The organism is Sphingobium sp. RS1 (genome assembly GCF_056156825.1).
The window spans coordinates 3,532,522-3,551,836 of record NZ_JBLZXE010000002.1 but is presented as its reverse complement, the minus strand read 5'-3'; the positions used below and the strand labels follow the sequence as shown (position 1 = coordinate 3,551,836).

General features: G+C 64.0%; 22 protein-coding genes. 12 read left to right on the top strand and 10 right to left on the bottom strand.

Going from position 1 to position 19,315, the window contains the following annotated elements:
- Window positions 1–115 precede the first annotated feature (115 nt).
- The 3 genes from zapE to ACNHGR_RS19135 are packed head-to-tail and all read right to left on the bottom strand — an operon-like array spanning window position 116 to window position 2,476.
- Complete coding sequence (gene zapE, locus ACNHGR_RS19145) at window positions 116–1,228, bottom strand: cell division protein ZapE (RefSeq protein WP_475288075.1); 1,113 nt, start codon at window positions 1,226–1,228, stop codon at window positions 116–118.
- The gene (locus tag ACNHGR_RS19140) at window positions 1,225–1,686 is read right to left on the bottom strand and encodes a PaaI family thioesterase (protein ID WP_475288074.1); all 462 of its coding nucleotides are present in this window, start codon (window positions 1,684–1,686) and stop codon (window positions 1,225–1,227) included. The genes zapE and ACNHGR_RS19140 overlap by 4 nt, the downstream gene beginning before the upstream one ends.
- A gap of 1 nt (window position 1,687) precedes the next feature.
- The gene (locus ACNHGR_RS19135) at window positions 1,688–2,476 is read right to left on the bottom strand and encodes a succinate dehydrogenase iron-sulfur subunit (RefSeq protein WP_184270822.1); all 789 of its coding nucleotides are present in this window, start codon (window positions 2,474–2,476) and stop codon (window positions 1,688–1,690) included.
- Between the two features lie 296 nt (window positions 2,477–2,772).
- On the opposite strand from ACNHGR_RS19135, the gene ACNHGR_RS19130 reads away from it, so the two are divergent.
- Genes ACNHGR_RS19130 through ACNHGR_RS19120 form a run of 3 tightly spaced genes read left to right on the top strand, consistent with a single transcriptional unit; the run spans window position 2,773 to window position 5,374 of the window.
- The gene (locus tag ACNHGR_RS19130) at window positions 2,773–3,846 is read left to right on the top strand and encodes a glycosyl transferase (protein WP_475288073.1); all 1,074 of its coding nucleotides are present in this window, start codon (window positions 2,773–2,775) and stop codon (window positions 3,844–3,846) included.
- Window positions 3,843–4,946, top strand: a complete 1,104-nt coding sequence (locus tag ACNHGR_RS19125) for a CDP-alcohol phosphatidyltransferase family protein (protein WP_475288072.1) — start codon at window positions 3,843–3,845, stop codon at window positions 4,944–4,946. Before ACNHGR_RS19130 ends, ACNHGR_RS19125 begins: the two co-directional genes overlap by 4 nt.
- Entirely contained in the window at window positions 4,943–5,374 is a 432-nt protein-coding gene (locus tag ACNHGR_RS19120) for an HIT domain-containing protein (RefSeq protein WP_475288070.1), read from the top strand. Before ACNHGR_RS19125 ends, ACNHGR_RS19120 begins: the two co-directional genes overlap by 4 nt.
- Before the next feature lie 133 nt (window positions 5,375–5,507).
- Here ACNHGR_RS19120 and ACNHGR_RS19115 read toward each other — a convergent pair whose 3' ends face one another.
- The gene (locus ACNHGR_RS19115; protein ID WP_475288069.1) at window positions 5,508–6,278 is read right to left on the bottom strand and encodes a phosphocholine cytidylyltransferase family protein; all 771 of its coding nucleotides are present in this window, start codon (window positions 6,276–6,278) and stop codon (window positions 5,508–5,510) included.
- Between the two features lie 110 nt (window positions 6,279–6,388).
- On the opposite strand from ACNHGR_RS19115, the gene ACNHGR_RS19110 reads away from it, so the two are divergent.
- On the top strand, window positions 6,389–7,693 hold the full coding sequence (locus ACNHGR_RS19110) for an oligosaccharide flippase family protein (protein ID WP_184270803.1): 1,305 nt from the start codon (window positions 6,389–6,391) through the stop codon (window positions 7,691–7,693).
- Window position 7,694: 1 nt separating this feature from the next.
- Here the strand turns inward: ACNHGR_RS19110 and ACNHGR_RS19105 are convergent, their stop codons facing one another.
- The 3 genes from ACNHGR_RS19105 to ACNHGR_RS19095 are packed head-to-tail and all read right to left on the bottom strand — an operon-like array spanning window position 7,695 to window position 9,957.
- Window positions 7,695–7,871 carry a DUF1508 domain-containing protein gene (locus tag ACNHGR_RS19105; RefSeq protein WP_184270800.1) on the bottom strand — a complete coding sequence of 59 codons (177 nt, stop codon included), beginning with the start codon at window positions 7,869–7,871 and terminating at the stop codon, window positions 7,695–7,697.
- A gap of 23 nt (window positions 7,872–7,894) precedes the next feature.
- Window positions 7,895–8,998: an NAD(P)/FAD-dependent oxidoreductase gene (locus ACNHGR_RS19100; protein WP_475288068.1), complete on the bottom strand. Its 1,104-nt coding sequence runs from the start codon at window positions 8,996–8,998 to the stop codon at window positions 7,895–7,897.
- Complete coding sequence (locus ACNHGR_RS19095; RefSeq protein WP_475288066.1) at window positions 8,995–9,957, bottom strand: alpha/beta fold hydrolase; 963 nt, start codon at window positions 9,955–9,957, stop codon at window positions 8,995–8,997. The genes ACNHGR_RS19100 and ACNHGR_RS19095 overlap by 4 nt, the downstream gene beginning before the upstream one ends.
- 42 nt (window positions 9,958–9,999) lie before the next feature.
- On the opposite strand from ACNHGR_RS19095, the gene ACNHGR_RS19090 reads away from it, so the two are divergent.
- The 8 genes from ACNHGR_RS19090 to ACNHGR_RS19055 all read left to right on the top strand — a co-directional run bounded on the left by ACNHGR_RS19090 (window position 10,000) and on the right by ACNHGR_RS19055 (window position 17,627).
- Window positions 10,000–10,473: an A24 family peptidase gene (locus tag ACNHGR_RS19090; RefSeq protein ID WP_475288065.1), complete on the top strand. Its 474-nt coding sequence runs from the start codon at window positions 10,000–10,002 to the stop codon at window positions 10,471–10,473.
- Window positions 10,474–10,524: 51 nt separating this feature from the next.
- Window positions 10,525–11,538, top strand: a complete 1,014-nt coding sequence (gene cpaB / locus ACNHGR_RS19085; protein ID WP_184270789.1) for a Flp pilus assembly protein CpaB — start codon at window positions 10,525–10,527, stop codon at window positions 11,536–11,538.
- 1 nt (window position 11,539) lies between these two features.
- Window positions 11,540–13,066 (top strand): type II and III secretion system protein family protein, encoded by a 1,527-nt coding sequence (locus ACNHGR_RS19080; protein ID WP_475288064.1) that lies wholly within the window; start codon window positions 11,540–11,542, stop codon window positions 13,064–13,066.
- Between the two features lie 15 nt (window positions 13,067–13,081).
- Window positions 13,082–13,732, top strand: coding sequence for a CpaD family pilus assembly protein (locus ACNHGR_RS19075; RefSeq protein ID WP_184270783.1), 651 nt, complete (start codon window positions 13,082–13,084; stop codon window positions 13,730–13,732).
- A gap of 1 nt (window position 13,733) precedes the next feature.
- Window positions 13,734–15,017 carry a nucleotide-binding protein gene (locus ACNHGR_RS19070; protein WP_184270780.1) on the top strand — a complete coding sequence of 428 codons (1,284 nt, stop codon included), beginning with the start codon at window positions 13,734–13,736 and terminating at the stop codon, window positions 15,015–15,017.
- Window positions 15,018–15,073: 56 nt separating this feature from the next.
- Window positions 15,074–16,072, top strand: coding sequence for a type II secretion system F family protein (locus tag ACNHGR_RS19065; RefSeq protein WP_475288063.1), 999 nt, complete (start codon window positions 15,074–15,076; stop codon window positions 16,070–16,072).
- A gap of 18 nt (window positions 16,073–16,090) precedes the next feature.
- Window positions 16,091–17,080 (top strand): type II secretion system F family protein, encoded by a 990-nt coding sequence (locus tag ACNHGR_RS19060; protein WP_184270774.1) that lies wholly within the window; start codon window positions 16,091–16,093, stop codon window positions 17,078–17,080.
- Window positions 17,081–17,207: 127 nt separating this feature from the next.
- A complete protein-coding gene (locus tag ACNHGR_RS19055; RefSeq protein WP_475288061.1) occupies window positions 17,208–17,627 on the top strand; it encodes a DUF2147 domain-containing protein in 420 nt (139 codons plus the stop codon).
- A 46-nt stretch (window positions 17,628–17,673) separates the two neighbouring features.
- Here the strand turns inward: ACNHGR_RS19055 and ACNHGR_RS19050 are convergent, their stop codons facing one another.
- The 3 genes from ACNHGR_RS19050 to ACNHGR_RS19040 are packed head-to-tail and all read right to left on the bottom strand — an operon-like array spanning window position 17,674 to window position 19,245.
- Window positions 17,674–18,273 carry a ribonuclease HII gene (locus ACNHGR_RS19050; RefSeq protein ID WP_475288480.1) on the bottom strand — a complete coding sequence of 200 codons (600 nt, stop codon included), beginning with the start codon at window positions 18,271–18,273 and terminating at the stop codon, window positions 17,674–17,676.
- The gene (gene thiD / locus ACNHGR_RS19045; protein ID WP_475288060.1) at window positions 18,266–19,024 is read right to left on the bottom strand and encodes a bifunctional hydroxymethylpyrimidine kinase/phosphomethylpyrimidine kinase; all 759 of its coding nucleotides are present in this window, start codon (window positions 19,022–19,024) and stop codon (window positions 18,266–18,268) included. The genes ACNHGR_RS19050 and thiD overlap by 8 nt, the downstream gene beginning before the upstream one ends.
- Complete coding sequence (locus ACNHGR_RS19040) at window positions 19,021–19,245, bottom strand: DUF1272 domain-containing protein (protein WP_184270761.1); 225 nt, start codon at window positions 19,243–19,245, stop codon at window positions 19,021–19,023. The genes thiD and ACNHGR_RS19040 overlap by 4 nt, the downstream gene beginning before the upstream one ends.
- Window positions 19,246–19,315: the final 70 nt, after the last annotated feature.

Genomic DNA, 19,315 nt, shown 5'->3' with positions numbered 1-19,315 from the left:
TTCCCTTGATAAGATTGCGTCTTCATGAACGGCGCGCACGCCATCAGACGGGCGGATTCTGCCCGGCGATGAACCGATTCATGCGTGCAATGGCAGGAGCGAGCGTCCTGCGAACCTATTTCGGGCCGTGGCCTAGCGCGAGATAGTCGTCCGACTGCATTTCCATCAGCCGCGACACGGTCCGTTCAAATTCGAAGGCGCCATCGCCCTCGGGATAGAGTCGCATCGGCTCCGCATCGGCCGACGCCAGCAGCTTCACTTTATATTCGTAGAGCGAGTCGATCAGCGTGACGAAGCGCGCCGCCTCATTGCGCTTCTCCGGCCCCAGCACGGGAATGCCGACGATGATGACGGTATGATATTTGCGCGCGATCGCCAGATAGTCCGGCGCGCCCCGCGCCTCGACGCAGAGCCGCTTGAAGGAGAAGACGGCAACGCCCTTCAGGCTCTTGGGCACATGCATGGTGCGCCCGCCCTGCACGACAATCTCTTCCGACGGCACCTTGGACCGGTCCTCGACCGAAAAGTCGGTCAGGCGGAAAAAGGCTTCGGACAGAGCCTTCGTGGCGGCCGGCCCATTGGGACAATGCCACAGTGTCGCGTCGCCCAGACGATCGCGGCGATAATCCACCGGCCCGTTCAGCGTCATCACGTCCAGCTTCGCCTTGATGAGGTCGATGAAGGGCAGGAAGAGCTGGCGGTTGAGGCCATTCTTGTAGAGTTCGTCCGGCTCGCGGTTGGAGGTGGTGACGATCGTCACCCGCTTTTCCAGCAGCCCCGTGAACAGGCGCGACATGATCGCCGCGTCGGCCATATTGTTGACGACCATCTCGTCGAAACAGAGCAGCCGCGCTTCGTCGGCCAGCGACTCGACCACCGGCGGGATCGGATCGCCCGTCTCCGACTTGCGCGCTTCGGCAAGGCGCGCATGCACATCGAGCATGAATTCATGAAAATGCGCGCGCTTCTTGCGCTGGACATGGACCGTGTCGAAGAACAGGTCCATCAGCATCGACTTGCCGCGCCCTACCCCGCCCCACATATAAAGGCCGCGCGGCGGCTCGGGCGGCTTGCGCAGCAGTTTCCACAGCGTCGACCCGCGCGCCGGCGCCGCTTCCAGTTCCTGCTGCAACCGGTCGAGTCGTTCCGCCGCTGCGCGCTGGTCCGGGTCAGGCCGCAATTCGCCGGCCTGCACCAGCGCGTCGTAGCGGGCGATGACGCTGGTCATCTGGGGCGCGATGGCTTGCGCACGGTCGCGGTGGAGGCCGCGACCGGCTCGCCATTCTGGGTAATCAGCATGCGCAGGAAGAATAGGCGCCCGGTTTCGCGCAACACCTCAACTTCAGCGAACAAGTCTGGCCCGACCTTGCCGGAACCAAGATATTGCATGGAAAGGTCGATGGTCACGCCATTGACCTGATCCTTATGACCCATCGCCCACAGCCCGCCGAAAAAGGCATGGTCGGCAAAGGCGGCCAGAAATCCACCATGCAGCGTATCGAGTCGGTTGCGATGGCTGGAGCGCGTTTCCAGCCCCACCAGCGCCTTCGTCGCGCTTTCGCCCCGCATATAGCCACGACCGATCGCTTGCAGGAAGGTGTCGGAATGCGGGTCGGACCATGCAGCCCAGCCCGCCCATTTCCCTTCGGTCAGCGCAACGCCGCCGGCTATGCCGTCACTCGCCAACTTACAGCTGCCGTTCGACCATCATCTTCTTGGTTTCGGCGATCGCCTTGGCGGGGCTCAGGCCCTTGGGGCAGACATTCGCGCAGTTCATGATGGTGTGGCAGCGGTACAGGCGGAACGGATCTTCCAGATCGTCCAGACGCTCGCCGGTATATTCGTCGCGGCTGTCCGCCAGCCAGCGATAGGCCTGGAGCAGGATCGCCGGGCCCAGGAACTTGTCGCTGTTCCACCAGTAGGACGGGCAACTGGTCGAGCAGCAGGCGCACAGGATGCACTCATACAGGCCGTCCAGCTTTTCGCGGTCGGCGGGCGACTGGAGTCGCTCCTTGCCCGACGGCGGCGGCGACACGGTCTTCAGCCACGGCTGGATCGAGTTATACTGGGCGTAGAAATGGGTGAAGTCCGGCACCAGATCCTTGATGACGTCCATGTGCGGCAGCGGCGTGATCTTCACATCCTTGCCGGCGCATTCGTCGATCGCGGTGGTGCAGGCCAGGCCATTGCGGCCGTTCATGTTCATCGAGCACGACCCGCAAATGCCTTCGCGGCAGGAGCGGCGGAAGGTCAGCGTCGGATCATATTCATTCTTGATCTTCAGCAGCGCGTCCAGAACCATCGGGCCGCACTGGTCGAGGTCGATCTCGAACGTGTCGTAGCGCGGGTTCTGACCGGAGTCGGGATCGTAGCGATAGACCTTGAAGCTGCGCACATTGGTTGCGCCGGCGGGCGCGGGATGGGTTACGCCCTTGCCGTTGATCTTGCTGTTCTTGGGCAACGCAAATTCGGCCATCGCTCGTCGAGCCTCTTCGTCGATGTCTTTCAGTTGGGGGTCCGCATAACGAAAAATCCGCAAAGGTCCAGCACTGAGGACCATGAATTTGCCCCCAAGCCCTTGTTGCAAATGGCTTGCAATTATTGATGCCGCTTCTTGCGTCTCCGGCCAGCCACGTTAGGGCGGCGCGATTTCGCATTGATCGTCATTGCGAGCGTAGCGAAGCAATCCATAGTGGCGCTCATATGGATTGCTTCGCTACGCTCGCAATGACGGACTGAATGTAGAGCGTTTATTCGCAGGAACCGCCGCCTTTGCCGACCGACATTGCCTTTCTCGCCATTGCCGAAGCGCAGCAGCTTTATCACTGGCTACCCGCCGCGCTGGAACTGGCGCGCCGGCCCGACGTGCGAGTCAGCATATTGTCGCCTTCGGATCAGATATTGGCGCTGGTCGAAAGCTATGATCCGACCGGCAGCCTGCATCGCATCCGGTTGCGCCGCCCGCCCTCGCGCCCCGACTCGCTCTTCCGCCAGCCCTCGCGCCTCGCGACCCTGCTGCTCAACTATGCGACTATCGCCCGTTTCCCGGCTTTGGTAACGACCGAGATCAGCAGCGCCTGGCTGCGCCGCGTGCCCGGTTTCCGGTCCCGCCTCATCCTCATCAAACATGGCGCGGGCGACCGCGAGGGCGGCTACAAGAAGCGCCATCGCGATTTCGACCTGACGCTGGTCGCGGGCGAAAAGGATCGCCGCCGCATGATCGACCGGGGTCTTTGCACCGAACAGACGGTCGCGGTCGGCGGCTATCCCAAATTCGAGCTGAAGGCGGATCGCCAGCGCTTCTTCGCCGACGACAAGCCGGTGCTACTCTACAATCCCCATTTCGATCCGGCCCTGTCGTCCTGGATCAACCATGGCCCGTCGATGCTGGCGGCGCTGGAGTCGCTGACCGGCTGGAACGTCATCATCGCCCCGCACACGAAACTTGCCCGGAAAGTGCCGCCGATCGTCAGCCATGCCCGGCATATCCGCGTCGACATGGGCAGCCGCCATTCGATCGACATGAGCTATACGATGAGCGCAGATGTCTATCTGGGCGACGTGTCGAGCCAGGTCTATGAATATCTGATCCAGCCCCGCCCCTGCATCTTCCTCAATCTCGACCATCGCGATGCGTCGGGGGATGCCTTTGCCCATTGGAAGCTGGGACAGGTGATCGAGCGCACGGACGCCCTTCCGCAAGCGCTCGACCGCGCGAACGACTTGCAACCCGGCTTCGTTGCTGCTCAGGAAGCGGCTATGCAGCAGTCCATCGACCTGTCCCCGGTCCCCGCGTCCGTGCGGCAGGCGGACCTGATCCTGAATTTCGCGAAGAAGGGCGTATGAGCCAGACCATCACCACCACCCTCGGCCCGGTCCGCCTGATCGGCGAGAACCAGACGCCGATCTGGGGCATGTCCAATGCCGAGCGCAACCGGCGCATGGCCGAAAGTTCGGCGAAGAATGGCAGCGCATTGGCACAAGGGCATGAACTGCTGTTCAACCTGACCTATGCCTTCGATCCGCTGCTGCTGCGCCTTGTGCTGGAAACGCCGGGCACCTTGTTCGTCTGGGCCGGCACGCCGATCGTGGGACAGGTGGCGCAGGGCGGCGATCCGCTGACCGCCCCCCATGTCATCGACCTGTCGGACGGGCGGAAGCTCTACAACCGCCAGTTGCGCAAGCTGGAGCAGCCGATGGTGCGGGAATTGACCCCCGCCTCCCGACGCGAGATTGAGCGGCGCAGCTATTTCGGCGCATATAAGGGCGTCACCGATGTCCTGACCAAATATCTCTGGCCCGAACTGGCGCTGATCCTGACCCGCATCGCCGCGCAGTTGCGCATGACGCCGAACATGGTGTCGGTGATCGGCGTCACCCTCTGCCTCGTCGCGACCTTCCTGTTCGCCAAGGGGCTGTTCTGGACCGGATTCCTGTGCGGCTTCATCTTCATGGTGCTGGATACGGTGGACGGGAAGCTGGCCCGCTGCACCATCACCTCGTCCAAATGGGGCAATGTGATCGACCATGGTGTCGACCTCGTCCACCCGCCCTTCTGGTGGTATTTCTGGGGTACCGGCCTTGTCTATTGGGGCCTCGGCCTGTCGGGCGCGACCTTCACTTTCATCATGACCGCGGTGATCGCCGGCTATGTGCTGCAACGGCTGATCGAGGGGATGTTCCTGAAGGATTTCAAGATGGACATCCATGTCTGGCGCCCGTTCGACAGCCAGTTCCGCCTCATCACCGCGCGCCGCAACCCGAACATGGTGATCCTGTTCGTCGCGTTGCTGGCGGGCCGCCCGGATATCGGGCTGATCGCGCTGGCATGGTGGACCATCATATCGCTGGTCGTCCATGCGGTGCGGCTGGCGCAGGCCTACGCCGTGAAGCGGTCGGGCCAGCCGATCGTCAGCTGGATGGACGAAGCGGAAGCGGCGCTGTGAACGCCACGATCGCAAAGTTCGGCTATCCCGCGACGCTGATCGCCGAGTTCGCGCACTGGGTCGTGCTGCTGCGCCCGGCCCAACCGACTTTGGGGTCGCTGGTGCTGGCGGCCAGGAGCGATGCGACCGCGTTCGGCGACCTGCCGGCGGAGGCCCATGCGGAGTTGAAGACCGTCACCGCCGCGATCGAGGCGGCGCTGGCGAGCGCGGTGGATTACAGCAAGATCAATTATCTGATGCTGATGATGGTCGACCCGCATGTTCATTTCCACGTCCTGCCCCGCTATGAGGGCGAGCGGAGCGCAGCCGGCGTGACGGTGACGGACGCCGGCTGGCCGGGGCAGCCGGATCTGGGCACGGCCGTCAAGCTGGACAACGAGTTGGACAGTTTGCGTGACTGGCTGAAGGGCTATTTCGCGACAGTTTGACGTCTGGAAGGCTGGGCACGCTGTCCTACATCGGCGCGACTTGCTATCATCGCCCCCTCGCAACAATCAGTCCGCAATAGGACATGAAATTACGCAACCAGCGGGAAATGTGCGAAGTTAAGCCTGCACGACCCTATTTCGCGTAGCGTCCTTCGGCGGTCCATTTCGCGGTCAGGGCGTTGGCGGCCTCGACATCCTGCGGAAAATCGACCTCCTGCCAGTCCAGCCCGTCGATCGAGACGGTGCCGACGCGATTGCCCTTGGCGATGATGTCGATGGCGCGCAGATACCAGCGCTCGACCCCTTCGGGCGTGCGCATCATCTGTTCGATCTGGTTGCGGAAGATCGCCGGGCCTTCGCCGGTGAAGGCCAGCATGCCGATCGATTCGGCATTGGTATCGGGCGGCAGCAGCCGCTTGCCGATATGATGCAGGCGACCGGTGGCGTCCCGGTTCACCTTCATATCGTCATCATCATATTCGCCGTCTGCCTTGATATCGACGGTGACGGTGATGGCATCCTGCGCGCCGTTCACCAGTTTCGCGACGATCTCGTCTGAAATGATGGTGTCGCCGTTCAGGATGATGAAGTCGCGGTCCATCTCCTCCCGCACGATCCAGCAGGTGCCAAGATTGTCGGCGACCTGGAAGAAGGGGTTGAAGACGGTGCGGATGCGCGCGCCGGTGTCGCGATAGAGTTGCAGCGCATGATCCTCGACCCGTTCGGTGCGGAAGCCGGTGACGACGACGATGTCGGTCACGCCATTGGCGACCAGCGCCGCGACCTGCCAGCTGATAAGGCTGCGGCCGTTGAAATCGATCATGCACTTGGGCACGTCGCGGGTCAGCGGCAACAGGCGCGAACCCTGGCCGGCGGATAGGATGATGGCTTTGCTGATCGTCATGCCCGCGCTTTAGAAGGCAAATTGGCCGAAAAAAAGGCGGCATTTGCACTCCATCTTTCGCTCGCCTAAAGGCCGCCTTGCCCACCCCCCGTTGGTCCTATGGAGTCACGATGTTCAAGCGCGGATCGGGAGTCGCTGGCGACGGTTTCGCCCGCATCCTGGCCAATACCGGCTGGCTGCTGGGCGGCAAGGGCGTGGGCGCGGTGCTCAGCCTTGCTTATCTCGCCATCGTCACCCGGACGTTGGGGGTGGAGGATTTCGGCCGTTTCGCACTGGTGCTGAGCGCGGCCAATGTCATCAAGACGCTGGTCAGCTTCGATAGCTGGCAGATCGTCGTGCGCTATGGCCAGCCGCATCTGGCGAGCGGGAATGGCGATGCGCTGAACCGGGTGCTGCGCTTCTGCATCCTGATCGACCTTGGTTCGGCGGTGGCAGGCGGCCTGATCGCCGCCGCCATCATCCTGCTGCTGGGCAATCTGCTGGAAATCGGGCCGGATATGGGCTGGCAGGTCTGGCTGTTCTGCATGGTGATGATGATTACCATCCGGTCCAGCCCGACCGGCGTGCTGCGCCTGTTCGACCGGTTCGATTCGGCCGCCTTTGCCGAAACGATGATCCCGGTGGGGCGGATGATCGGCGCGGGCGTGGCGCTGGCGATCATGCCCGACATCACCGGCTTCCTGATCGCCTGGGCCTTTGCCGAACTGCTTTGCGCCTTGAGCTACTGGCAACTGGCGCTGAAGGTCGGGCGTGGACGGATCGGCAGCTGGCGCGCAGGCCGGGCGTTGGACGCGCGGACGGAAAATCCCGGCATCATCGGCTTTCTGACCGCCACCAACCTGCAAACCAGCCTGTCCTCCATCGGCCAGCAAGTCGCGGTGCTGATCGTCGGCGCCTTCGTCGGGCCGACCGGTGCTGGCCTCTATCGCCTCGCCAACCAGCTCGCCAATTCGCTGACCAAGATTTCCAGCCTGTTGTCGCGCAGCATCTTCGTCGAACTGTCGCGCACCAGCAGCCACGGCAAGGAAGCGCTGAGCGCGCTGTTCCGCCGCACCAACAAGCTGGCGCTGGTCGCAGGCGCGGTCATCATCGCGTTGATCCTGACCATTGGCCATCCGCTGCTGGGGCTGATCGCCGGGAAAGAATTCCTCCCCGCCTATCCGCTGCTGCTGATGCTGGGAGTCGCGGCGTGCATCGACCTCATCGGCGTCAGCTATCGCCCGCTGCTGATGGCGACCGACCGGGCTGGCCTGTCGCTGCGCATCACCTTTGTTTCGACCCTGCTGCTGCTGGGCCTGCAGTCGGCGCTGCTGCCGCTCTACGGCACGAAGGGCGCGGCGATGGCGAATATCGCCGCGTCGCTCGCCGGATTCGCGATGATGGGGCTGGCCAGCCGCCGCGCGATGCGGATGTAGCTTAATCGGCCTCTTCGACCGGGGCGCCAGGACCGTTCTTCAACACCGATTCGATCGCATTCTTCGCGCCGGCCTTGCTGGCATAGCCTTCGGTCCAGAAGATCACTTCGCTATTATATTTGAACTTGGCGACAAACTCGCCAGCCTTGTTCTTCTCGATCACGAACTTGTGCGCCATGGGATGACTCCAGACTCGTTGCGTCAGCGAAACCGAGTCGGAGAATAGGGGCGCGAATCGATCCTGGCAATGGTGGGAGGCGGCGCGTTCCCGGTGATGAGAGACGCCGCCAGCAGCGCCGCGGCGGGCGATGTCTGGATGCCGAAACCACCCTGCCCCACGAACCAGAAGAAGCCCGGATGATCGGGATCGAAGCCGTAGACCGGCGCGCGATCCGACGCAAAGCTGCGCAGGCCCGCCCATTTATGCTCGACCGCCGCGATCGGCCAGTCGACCGCCTCCTGAAACAGGGCGATCGCCTGCGCCACCGCCAACTCCTCCGGCGCGGCGTCGCAGGGGGGCGACGGCACTTCGTCATGCGGGGTCAGCCAGACCCGGTCGCGCCCCTCCGGCTTGAAATAGAAGCGCGATCGCAGGTCCATCAGGCGCGGCAGGTCAGGCGATGACAGGCCGGGAATATGCAATTGCACCACCGTCCGGCGCAGCGGCGTAATGCCGATCGGCCGTACGCCGCAGGCCTGCGCGACCGGGTCCGCCCAGGCGCCGGCCGCATTGACCAGCAGGCCGCAGGACAGGCGCTCCGCTCCGATATCGACCTGCCAGCCGCCGTCTTCAGAACGGGCAGCGGTCAACCGCGTCGCCAGTCTGATCTCCCCGCCCCTCTGGCGAAAACGACGCAGATTTGCCTGATGCAGCGCGGCAACGTCGATATCCTGACAGCTTTTCTCCAGCACGCCGATCGTCCAGTCCGGCCGCAATCCGGGCAGCAACGGCGCGGGATCGACAGCGCGCAGATCGACCTTGCCGGCAAACTGGGTCAGCAGCGCATCACGCCATGGCGCATCTTCCGCCCGGCCGACATGCAGGGCGCGTCGTGGCGACAGGAAACTGCCATCATGGAAATCGGGATCGGGAGCAGACAGATAAAAGCCCGACGCACTGGTCAACGGCTGGACCAGCGGCCCGCCATAGCTTTCCTCCCAGAAGGCGACCGAGCGGCCGGTGGCGTGATAGCCCGCGCGATCCTCCATCTCCAATATCAGCACGCGGGCATGGGCGGCCAGGTGCGCGCCGAGGCTGGCGCCGGCCATGCCGCCGCCCACAATCACGATATCGGGATGATTCACCGTGCCGTCTCGTCCAGGAAAGCGTCGATCCGGGCCAGCGCGTCGAGCCGGACCGGGTCCAGTTCGCGCAAGATTTCATGCGCGGCTTCCCGCCCATAGACATGCAGGCGCGCCATCGCAATGCGCGCCGCAACCCGGCGGATGGCCGGCGTGGATACCAGTTGATCGGCCTTCGTCGCCAGGATCAGCATCGGCGTGGATATCCGCGCAACCGCCTCCGACCGCTCCAGCGCCCTGGTCGATTCCAGCGCCTGCAACACCCAGGTCCAGCTGGGCGGCCCCAGCGCAATCTCCCGGCTATGATCGCGCCACCAGATTTCGTCGGCATAGCGATCGGGATCATGGGTCAGCCGCTTCTGCCGCATCCGTCGCTGCCGTTCGGACTGTTCCTTCTGTGTCCAGGCGCGTTGCTTGCCATGACCGGTGCGGATCATCGTCCGGGCGACCGTCACCGCCAGCCAGCGCGGCAGCGGCGCAGTATGAACGCCCAGCATTGGCGCCACCACGGCAGCGGCATCCGGCGGGGTCATCCCTTCCGCCAGTGCCCGGACCAGCATATGTCCGCCCATGGAGTGCGCGACCATCGCGGTCGGCCCCTCCCCCTCCGCCCGCCAGTCGGCGACGAGCGCATTGAGATCGGCAATCCAGTCGGCAAAGTCGTCGATATGGCCGCAGAGCGGATCGTCGGTCAGCCGACCCGATCCCCCCTGTCCGCGCCAGTCGAAGCTGGTGACGGCCCACCCCCGCGACGCCCAATGATGGATCACCTCCAGATATTTTTCGATCATGTCGCCGCGCCCGCCCAGCACCAGCATGCGGCCGCGTGACCCCGACCCCAGCCGGTAGCGGCGGATCGGCCAGCCATCGGGCGCAGACCAATAGTCCAGCCGCCCGCCCATCGGCCAGGCGCGCCGGTCGAACGTCGCTACGGGGAAGTCAGGTGAATCCATCGCCGCCATGGTTACGCTTTGGTAAGCCATATGGTCTAGGGCTTAGGCCCCATGACGGGGGATTTTTTCCAGCTGGCGCTGATTGGCGCATTGGGCGCGCTGCTGATTGCAGCGGCGATTACGGATTTGCGCTCCCGCATCATTTCCAACCGGCTCAATCTGGCTGTCGCGGCGCTCGCCCCCTTGTGGTGGCTGGCCTGCGGGCTGGAGGTCTGGCCCGGCATGGCGGTACAGCTGCTGGTCGGCGCCATCGTCTTCATCCTGTTCGCCGCCCTGTTCGCGGCCGGGATGATGGGCGGCGGCGACGTCAAGCTGCTCGGCGCGCTGGCGCTATGGTTCCCGTGGCAGGCCGTGCTGTCCCTGATCGTCCTGATGGCGGTGCTGGGCGGGCTGGTCACCATCGTCACGGTCATACACCACCGGATGAACAAGAAATCGGGGCAACCCGAAATACCTTATGGCGTCGCCATCTCCATCTCAGCCCTTTGGTTGCTTGGCGAACGATATCTTAACCATTTTGCGTGATGAGTGGGGCACTGGGGGCAGTGCACCCATTTGAGGGAGGCGAATTTCGTCATGGATGCTAAGAAGATCGTGCTGCTGGTGGGGGCGCTTATCATAGCGGTCACTACAGCCTTGCTTGCGCGCAGCATGTTGAGTTCGTCGAGCACGCCGCAGGTCAATGCCGCGGCCATGCCGAACGAAGCGGACCAGCCGCATGTGCTGGTCGCGACCAAGGCGCTGCCCGTGGGCACTATCCTGGACGCGGAAAGCTTCCGCTTTCAGCCGTGGCCCAAGGATCTGATCGAGCAGGCCTATTATCTCAAGGGTCAGGCCGATCCCGCCAAGCTGGCCGGCAGCGTCGTGCGCACCGCCATCACCGCCGGACAGCCGATGACCCAGGGTGCCATCGTGAAGCCCGGTGATCGTGGCTTCCTGGCGGCGGCGCTTGGTCCGGGCATGCGCGCCGTGACGGTGCCGGTGTCGGCGCAAAGCTCGGTCGCGGGCTTCGTCTTCCCCGGCGACCGCATCGACCTCGTCCTGACGCAGAGCGTCAATGGCGGCGGCGACGGCGATCCGCTCAAGGTATCCGAAACCATTCTGCGCAACCTGCGCGTGCTCGCCACCGATCAGCGCATGGATGCGATGGGCGCGGACGGCAAGCCGGAGGTTCGCACCTATTCCAACGTTACGCTGGAAGTGACGCCCAAAATCGCCGAGAAGATCGCGGTGTCGCAGACCATCGGGTCGCTTTCCATGTCGCTTCGCTCCATCGCCGACAATGCGTCGGATCTGGATGCGGCGATCGCGGGCACCGATGTCGACCTGCCCGGCAATGCCAACCCGAACGCCGAAAAGGCGATCATCGCGAAGCTGGCCGCCCGTCCGGTCGATCGCGGCTCCACCTATTCGACCGGTGCTGACGTTTCGCGCTACCAGCGCAGCTCGGTCCCGGCCAAGGCCGAAGCATCCATGCCCCCGATGGTCGCCGCCAATGGCGCACCGATGGGCACCGTCGCCTTCAAGGGCCCGGTGATCCGCGTGGCTCGCGGCACCAACGTGACCGAAGTTCCGGTCGGGGGGAAGTGAGATGAAGAGCCTGCATAATCGCGCCCCGCGCCTTGCCGCTCCGGCAATCGCCCTGGGCCTGGCGGTCGCAACGATCGCCGTCCCCACCACGGCGCTCAATGCCGCGCCCTCCAGCATGCAGGACAATGCGATCCTGATGTCGGTCGGCGGCAGCCGGGTGGTCAACCTGCCGGCAAAGATGTCCGACGTGGTGATCGCCGATCCGGCCATTGTGGATGTTCATGTCCGCTCGCAGAACCAGCTTTACCTGATCGCGAAAAAGGCCGGCGAAACCACCGTCTTCGCCACCGCGCCCAACGGCAAGGTGCTGTTTTCGGGCACGGTGCGGGTCGGCAACAACCTGACCAGCATCGATGACATGCTCCGCCTGGCGATGCCCGGCGCGAACATCGCGGTCAACAAGATGAACGGCATGGTCCTGCTGACCGGCACGATCCAGGCGCCCGAGGATGCAGCGGAGGCCGAACGGCTGACGCAGGCCTTCGTCGGCAAGGAAGTGACCGTGGTGAGCCGCCTGCGTATGGCGACCCCATTGCAGGTGATGCTTCAGGTGAAGATCGCAGAAGTCAGCAGGGATGTCGGCCACAAGATCGGCACCAATTTCGCCTCCGTCGATCGCGGCAGCGGCACCGCTGGCCATATCGGCGGTGGCACGCGCAACTTCGCGACCTACACCCGCGGCGAAACCACCGTGACGGCCAATTCCGACGGCACGTCGACCGTGACCGGTACGCCGAGCTACTGGACGTTCAACAACGTCATGGACGGCAGCTTCAGCCTGGGCGGTGTGGCGAAGATCCTGGGCATGGATATCGCCGGCGCACTGGATCTGGCCGAATTGAGCGGGCTTGCCACTACCCTGGCGCAGCCTAATCTGACCGCGCTGTCCGGGGAAACCGCCAGCTTCCTGGCCGGTGGCGAATATCCCTATACCGTCAGCAACGGTACGCAGGGCAACAGCATCGAATTCAAGCAATATGGCGTACAGCTGGCCTTCACGCCAACCGTGCTGGCCGACGGCCGCATTTCGCTGCGTGTCCGTCCGACCGTGTCGAGCCTGGACTTCACGATCAACGCCAATGTGCCCGCGCTCAAGAGCCGGACTGCCGAAACGACGGTGGAACTGGGTTCGGGTCAGGCCTTCATGATCGCGGGCCTGCTCAACAACGAAACCGCCAACACCATCAACAAGGTGCCGGGCCTGGGGGACATTCCGATCTTGGGCAGCCTGTTCAAGTCGCGCTCCTTCCAGCGGTCGGAGACGGAACTCGTCATCGTCGTCACGCCCTATCTGGCGCGCCCGATGAACGCGTCCGACGTGCGCCTGCCGACGGACGGCTTCCGCAACGCGACCGAAGCGCAGGGCTTGCTGCTGCAACAGGGCAATGACGGCATCAGTGGCACCCGCACGCCCGCGCCGACCCGTGCGCCGGGATCGACGCCCGTCGTGCCGGGATCGCAAATATCCGCCGCCACGCCCGGCAAGTCGAACAAGTCCAACGCCACCGCGCCTGGCTTCAGCTTCTGACGGAAGGATCAAGACATGACCTCTCCTCTGTCTCTCAAGGCCATCGCGGCCTTCGCCGTCATCGCTCTGCCGGTGGCTGCCCACGCCCTTCCCCGATCCAACCGCACCGTCGATTCAGTGCATCAGCCCGTCGTCAGTCACGCAGCCTATGTCTTTGACGTGCAGGCGGGTTCCGGGGGTGGCCTGACGCCGAACGAGGCAATACGCCTGAACGACTGGTTCGTGTCTATCGGCCTTGGCTATGGCGACGACATCGCGATCGTGACCGATGGTGGCTATTACAGCCCCGCCCTGCGCGACGATATCGGCGATGTCGTGGCGCGCCGCGGCCTGCTGGTCGCGGAAGACAGTTCGGCCGAAGCGGGTCAGGCACCGGCAGGCAGCGTCCGCCTGATCGTGCGCCGCGCTACCGCCAGCGTACCGGGCTGTCCGGACTGGAGCGCGAAGCAGGAAACCAACGGCGCACTTGGCACCACATCCAATTTCGGCTGCGGAGTCAACGGCAACTGGGCCGCCATGGTCGCCAATCCGGAAGATCTGGTCCGTGGCCAGGGCACCGACAGCGACCTGCGCACGGCGACGTCGAACCGCGCCATTTCCACCTATCGCGACAAGGCCCCGACCGGTGCGGGCGACCTGAAGCAAATGTCGGCGGGAGGCCAGTAAGATGAACGCACCCTGGAAACCGGGCCTGGGCGGGCAGCGCGATCCGTTCCACGCCTTCGTCTGCGACGACCACAGCTTCGACATGCTGCGTGCCGTCGCCGCCGAACTGGGATGGGCGCCGGAAAAGGTGAACAAGGGCGGCATGCGCAATGCGGTGCAGAGCCTGTCTATCACCGCGTCCCCGCAGATACTGTTCGTCGACATGTCCGAAAGCGGCGATCCGCTGAACGACATCAATTCGCTGGCCGAAGTGTGCGAGCCCGGCACGGTGGTGATCGCCGCCGGTCAGGTCAATGACGTGCGCCTCTATCGCGATCTGGTGGCCAGCGGCATTCAGGACTATCTGCTCAAGCCCTTCGGCGCAGACCAACTGCGCGACGCGCTGGCGCAGGCGCAGGCCGTGTTCATGGCACCGCGCGACGCCGCGCCCGAACGGCCGCACTGCACCATCTCCGTGATCGGTACGCGCGGCGGCGTGGGCGCATCCAGCATTGCGACCTCGCTGTCCTGGCTGTTGTCGGAAAAGAAGAAGCGCCCGACCGCGTTGCTCGACCTCGACGTCCATTTCGGCACCAATGCGCTGGCGATGGATTTGGAGCCGGGCCGCGGCCTGACCGACGCGATCGAAAATCCGAGCCGCATCGACGGTCTGTTCATCGAGCGCGCCATGGTGCGGGCGAGCGACACGCTGGCGATCCTGTCAGCCGAAGCGCCGATCAGCCAGCCGATGATGACCGATGGCGGTGCCTTCTATCAGTTGCTGGAAGAATTCCGCCTCGCCTTCGAATGCAGCGTCATCGACCTGCCGCGCAACATGCTGATCCAGCACCCGCACCTGATGGCCGACGTTAATGTGACCGTGGTCGTGACGGAGCTGACGCTGGCCGGTGCACGCGATACGATCCGCATCCTGTCCTGGCTCAAGAGCAACGCGCCCCAGACGCGTGTGCTGGTGGTCGCCAACCGCGTCCATCCCGGCGCGCCGGAAATCAGCCGCAAGGATTTCGAACAGTCGATCGAACGCAAAGTGGACGTGGTCATACCGTTCGACCTGCGCATCGCTTCGCAGGCCGCCAAGCTGGGCAAGACGCTGGCCGAAACCGCCAAGGGTAGCAAGGTGGGCGCAGCGTGCATGGCCATGATGGATCAGGTGCTGGGCGCCGCCGAAGCCGATGATATGGATGCCGCGCCCAAGGCCGGCAGCAAGAGGGGTGATTCCTTGCTCGGCAAGATCGACTTCAGGTCGATGATGCGCCGCAAGGACAAGGCATCGCTAGACAATTGATTGCATGCACCGCCCCTTACCGGGGCGGTACGGCTTCCTGAAAGACGGGCGACGAGATGGACGGCAATTTCATCCTGATAACGGTGCTGATCGCGACCCTGCTGGGCCTCGCGGTGATCGCATTCGCCGGCCCGTCGCCCGACAAGGCGCGCAAGCGGCGTGTGGCCATGATCCGTGGCCGTCACAGCGAGTCGGCCGAAGCGCTGCTGGAAGCGCGGATGCGCCGGGCCATTTCCAATCGGGCTACCGGCGCCGAAGCTAAGATGCTGGTGTCGCTGATCCCCAACCCGGAAAATCTGACCAAGCGTCTGAAGATGACCGGAAAGAAATGGACGATCAGCCAGTATATGACCGGCTGCGCCATCATCTTCCTGTTGCTGTCTGCATTCCTGATGATGCGCGGTTTCCCGTTCCTGTTCGCGATGATGGTCGGTCTGGCCGCCGGCCTGGGCCTGCCGCACTGGTGGGTGGGACGACTGATCGGCAAGCGCGTGAACCAGTTCAACGCCAAATTTCCCGATGCCCTGGAACTGCTGACCCGCGGCCTGCGATCCGGCCTGCCTATCGCGGAAACGCTGGGCATCGTGTCGAGCGAAATTCCCGGCCCCGTGGGCGAGGAGTTCAAGCTCATCACCGAGCGGATCAAGATCGGCCGGACCATGGAGCAGGCGCTCCAGGAAACCGCCGATCGCCTGGGTACGCCGGAATTCCAGTTCTTCGTCATCACCCTGGCGATCCAGCGCGAAACCGGCGGCAACCTGGCCGAAACCCTGTCGAACCTAGCCACGGTGCTGCGCCAGCGTGCGCAGATGAAGCTGAAGATCCGCGCCATGTCGTCGGAATCCAAAGCCTCCGCCTATATCATCGGCGTACTGCCATTCCTGGTGTTCGGCATGATCTGCTACATCAACTTCAATTATATGACCCCCTTCTTCACCCCCGATCCGGCCGGCATCTTCGGCCTGGGCACCATGCAGGTGGTCGGCATCGGCGGCATGTGCTGGATGGGCATCGGCGCCTTCATCATGGCCCAGATGGTCAATTTCGAAATCTGATCGGGAGGGAGAAGATATATGGACGCCCCGACCCCAGCCGGCACGCTCTTCGGCCTGACCGCGACCGATTTCGGTACGCTGCTGGCTGCGCTGGCCACGCTGGCCGTGCTGTTCGCGCTCTATGCGGTCATGACCGTACGCGATCCCATGGCCAAGCGCGTCAAGGCGCTGAACGAACGGCGTGAACAATTAAAGGCAGGCATCACCGCCTCAACCGCCAAGCGCCGCGCCAGCCTGGTGCGCAAGAACCAGACGACCGACCAGATGCGGTCCTTCCTGTCGAGCCTGAAGGTCTTGCAGGACGACCAGTTGAAGGACGCGCAGATCCGCCTGGCACAGGCCGGCATCCGGTCGAAGGACTGGGCCGTCGCGGTCATCTTCGGCCGGATGATCCTGCCGATCGTGATCGGCGGTCTGGCCGCGATCCTGCTCTATGGCGTCGGCATCGAACCCGAATGGGGCCCGATGAAGCGCTTCTTCGCCTTCGCCGTGGCGCTGCTGCTCGCCTACAAGGCGCCCGACCTCTATATCGACAACAAGGTGCAGAAGCGCGCCGCCGCGATCCGCAAGGGCCTGCCCGATGCGCTCGACCTGCTGGTGATCTGCGCCGAGGCCGGCCTGACCGTCGACGCCGCCTTCAACCGCGTGGCGCGGGAACTGGGCAAGGCCTATCCGGAGCTGGGCGACGAATTCCAGCTGACCGCGATCGAACTCAGCTTCCTGACCGAGCGCCGCATGGCCTTCGAGAATCTGGCGACCCGCGTGAAGCTGGACGCGGTCAAGGGCGTGGTCACGACCATGATCCAGACCGAAAAATATGGCACGCCGCTCGCCTCCGCGCTGCGCGTGCTGTCTGCCGAATTCCGCCATGAACGCATGATGCGCGCCGAGGAAAAGGCCGCGCGCCTGCCCGCGATCATGACCGTGCCGCTGATTCTGTTCATTCTGCCGACGCTGTTCGTCGTCATCCTGGGTCCGGCGGCCTGTTCGATCAGCACGGCCTTCTAAAAACTTTGGAGAGGGATCGGCGCTGCCGTAGCGTCGCCCGAAAGACCCGCCCGCCCCGCCAGAAAAAGGCGGTGGCGGGCGGGCTTTTTCGTGCTTATCTCAAGGACAAAGACAAGGAGTGGATCGCATGAAACCGGCCTTTATCGCCCTCGCAACCCTGACTGCCGCAATGGCTGCCCTGCCTGCGCAGGCGGCGCAACCCGTCACCGGCCGCTGGGCCACGGTCGATGGCAAGGCGATCGTCCAGATTGCGCCGTGCGGCAAGCATCTGTGCGGCAGGATCGAGAAAATCGTGAAGCCCACCCCCGGCCGACCGCAGACCGACATCAAGAATCCCGATCCGGCGCTCCGGTCCAAGCCGCTGGTCGGCCTGGCCCTGCTGACCGGGTTCGAGGATGATGGCGACCTGTGGAAAGGGACGATCTACGACCCCGAAAGCGGCAAAAGCTACGCGTCGAAGCTGACCCGCAACGCCAATGGCTCACTCAAGGTCCAGGGCTGCATCGCCTTCTTCTGCAAGACGCAGACCTGGACGCCCATGCGCTGAAGCATTTTACCGTCAGACGGCACAGCTGACGGCTCGCAAAAGCCTCCTAGAACAAACTAAGTTGCGCCACCGGAGCGAAGCTGCGCCGGTGGAGCGGCGCCGGGCCATGTTCGCGCAGCGCGGCGAGATGTTTCGCGCTGCCATAGCCCTTGTTCGTGTCCCAGCCATAATGGGGATAGTCGGCCGCCGCCGCGATCATCATCCGGTCGCGTTCTTCCTTGGCAAGGATGGAGGCGGCTGCGATCGACAGGCATTTGGCGTCGCCCTCCACGATCGCGGTGGCGGGCCAGCGCCATTGCGGGCAACGGTTCCCATCGACCAGTACATGCGCACAGTCCTGCCCCAGCGCCTCAACCGCGCGGGTCATGGCCAGCATTGTCGCCCACAGGATGTTGATCTCGTCAATTTCCGCAACGGTCGCGATACCGACAGCCCAGCAGAGCGCCCGCGCCTTGATCTCCGTTTCCAGCGTGGCCCGCTTCTTCGCGCTGAGCTGCTTACTGTCGTTAAGGCCGTTGGGGCAGTCTTCCGCCCGCAGGATAACGGCGGCGGCCACGACGGGACCGGCGAGCGGTCCCCGTCCCGCTTCGTCCACCCCGGCGACGAGGCCGGGATGATGCAGCGCTTCGTGGGTGAAGTCAGGCATCGGGGTGAAAACCAAGCGGTCCGCCCATCGGGCCATGCCCGCCGCCGAAACCGGGCGCCAACATCAACGCTTTACGCACATATTTGCGACCGCGATCAATGGCTTCTGGCAACGTCATGCCCTGTCCCAAGCCGGTCGCAATTGCACTTGCCAGAGTGCAGCCAGTGCCATGCGTATGCGGCGTGTCGATGCGCGGGTCACTCCATCTTGCAATCTCGCCATGATGGCCGACAAGCCGATCGGTCAACATTGGCCCATCGGCGTGGCCGCCCTTGATCAAAAGTGTTTCGCCGCGCTCGGTCAAGCTCGCTTCACCGCCAAGCACTTCGAGTTCGGGAAGATTGGGCGTAGTCACCAAAGCCCATGTCATCAATTCGTGCATGGCCGCTATCGTTTCGGCGTCCGCAAGGACGGACCCGCTGGTGGAAACCATGACTGGGTCGAGCACCACGGGCACACTCACGCGCACCAAATGTTCGGCGACGGCATTGGCCGTTTCCGCGCTGCCGATCATGCCGATCTTCACCGCGTCGACGCCGATGTCGCTGAGGCAGCTTTCCATCTGCGCCAGCACCATGGCGGTGGGGATCGGGTGAACGGCCTGCACGCCCAGCGTATTCTGCGCCGTGATCGCGGTGATTGCGGTCATGCCGAAGCCGCCGAGCAGTGTGACGGTCTTCAGGTCCGCCTGAATGCCCGCGCCACCCCCGCTGTCGGAGCCGGCAATGATGAGGATGCGGGCAGGCTTCATCCCTTGAAGTGCCGCTCCGTCGAGGCTGGATTATTGGCCAGCGCCTTCCCAACCCTCGTCGGGCGGTCCATCATTTCGCCGCCGCAATTGGGGCAGCGATCGTCCAGCGCTTCGGCACATGGCGCGCAATATGTGCATTCGAACGAGCAGATGAAGGCGCCGGGTTCATCGGCAGGCAGATCGACGCCGCAGCGTTCGCAATCGGGGCGCATTTCAAGCATTTCAAATGTCCGTTCGGTTCGAGCTTGTCGAGAACCATTATCCACCCGCTTCTCGACTTCGCGCGAAGCG

Excerpts from the sequence above, each read along its gene's own strand:
- ACNHGR_RS19110 (WP_184270803.1), top strand. The coding sequence starts at position 6,389 with ATGTTCAAGCGCGGATCGGGAGTCGCTGGCGACGGTTTCGCCCGCATC.
- ACNHGR_RS19055 (WP_475288061.1), top strand. The coding sequence starts at position 17,208 with ATGAAACCGGCCTTTATCGCCCTCGCAACCCTGACTGCCGCAATGGCT.
- ACNHGR_RS19135 (WP_184270822.1), bottom strand. The coding sequence starts at position 2,476 with ATGGCCGAATTTGCGTTGCCCAAGAACAGCAAGATCAACGGCAAGGGC.
- ACNHGR_RS19075 (WP_184270783.1), top strand. The coding sequence starts at position 13,082 with ATGACCTCTCCTCTGTCTCTCAAGGCCATCGCGGCCTTCGCCGTCATC.
- ACNHGR_RS19040 (WP_184270761.1), bottom strand. The coding sequence starts at position 19,245 with ATGCTTGAAATGCGCCCCGATTGCGAACGCTGCGGCGTCGATCTGCCT.
- zapE (WP_475288075.1), bottom strand. The coding sequence starts at position 1,228 with ATGACCAGCGTCATCGCCCGCTACGACGCGCTGGTGCAGGCCGGCGAA.
- ACNHGR_RS19070 (WP_184270780.1), top strand. The coding sequence starts at position 13,734 with ATGAACGCACCCTGGAAACCGGGCCTGGGCGGGCAGCGCGATCCGTTC.
- ACNHGR_RS19125 (WP_475288072.1), top strand. The coding sequence starts at position 3,843 with ATGAGCCAGACCATCACCACCACCCTCGGCCCGGTCCGCCTGATCGGC.
- cpaB (WP_184270789.1), top strand. The coding sequence starts at position 10,525 with ATGGATGCTAAGAAGATCGTGCTGCTGGTGGGGGCGCTTATCATAGCG.
- ACNHGR_RS19065 (WP_475288063.1), top strand. The coding sequence starts at position 15,074 with ATGGACGGCAATTTCATCCTGATAACGGTGCTGATCGCGACCCTGCTG.
- ACNHGR_RS19090 (WP_475288065.1), top strand. The coding sequence starts at position 10,000 with ATGACGGGGGATTTTTTCCAGCTGGCGCTGATTGGCGCATTGGGCGCG.
- ACNHGR_RS19080 (WP_475288064.1), top strand. The coding sequence starts at position 11,540 with ATGAAGAGCCTGCATAATCGCGCCCCGCGCCTTGCCGCTCCGGCAATC.
- thiD (WP_475288060.1), bottom strand. The coding sequence starts at position 19,024 with ATGAAGCCTGCCCGCATCCTCATCATTGCCGGCTCCGACAGCGGGGGT.
- ACNHGR_RS19060 (WP_184270774.1), top strand. The coding sequence starts at position 16,091 with ATGGACGCCCCGACCCCAGCCGGCACGCTCTTCGGCCTGACCGCGACC.
- ACNHGR_RS19050 (WP_475288480.1), bottom strand. The coding sequence starts at position 18,273 with ATGCCTGACTTCACCCACGAAGCGCTGCATCATCCCGGCCTCGTCGCC.
- ACNHGR_RS19105 (WP_184270800.1), bottom strand. The coding sequence starts at position 7,871 with ATGGCGCACAAGTTCGTGATCGAGAAGAACAAGGCTGGCGAGTTTGTC.
- ACNHGR_RS19095 (WP_475288066.1), bottom strand. The coding sequence starts at position 9,957 with ATGGCGGCGATGGATTCACCTGACTTCCCCGTAGCGACGTTCGACCGG.
- ACNHGR_RS19115 (WP_475288069.1), bottom strand. The coding sequence starts at position 6,278 with ATGACGATCAGCAAAGCCATCATCCTATCCGCCGGCCAGGGTTCGCGC.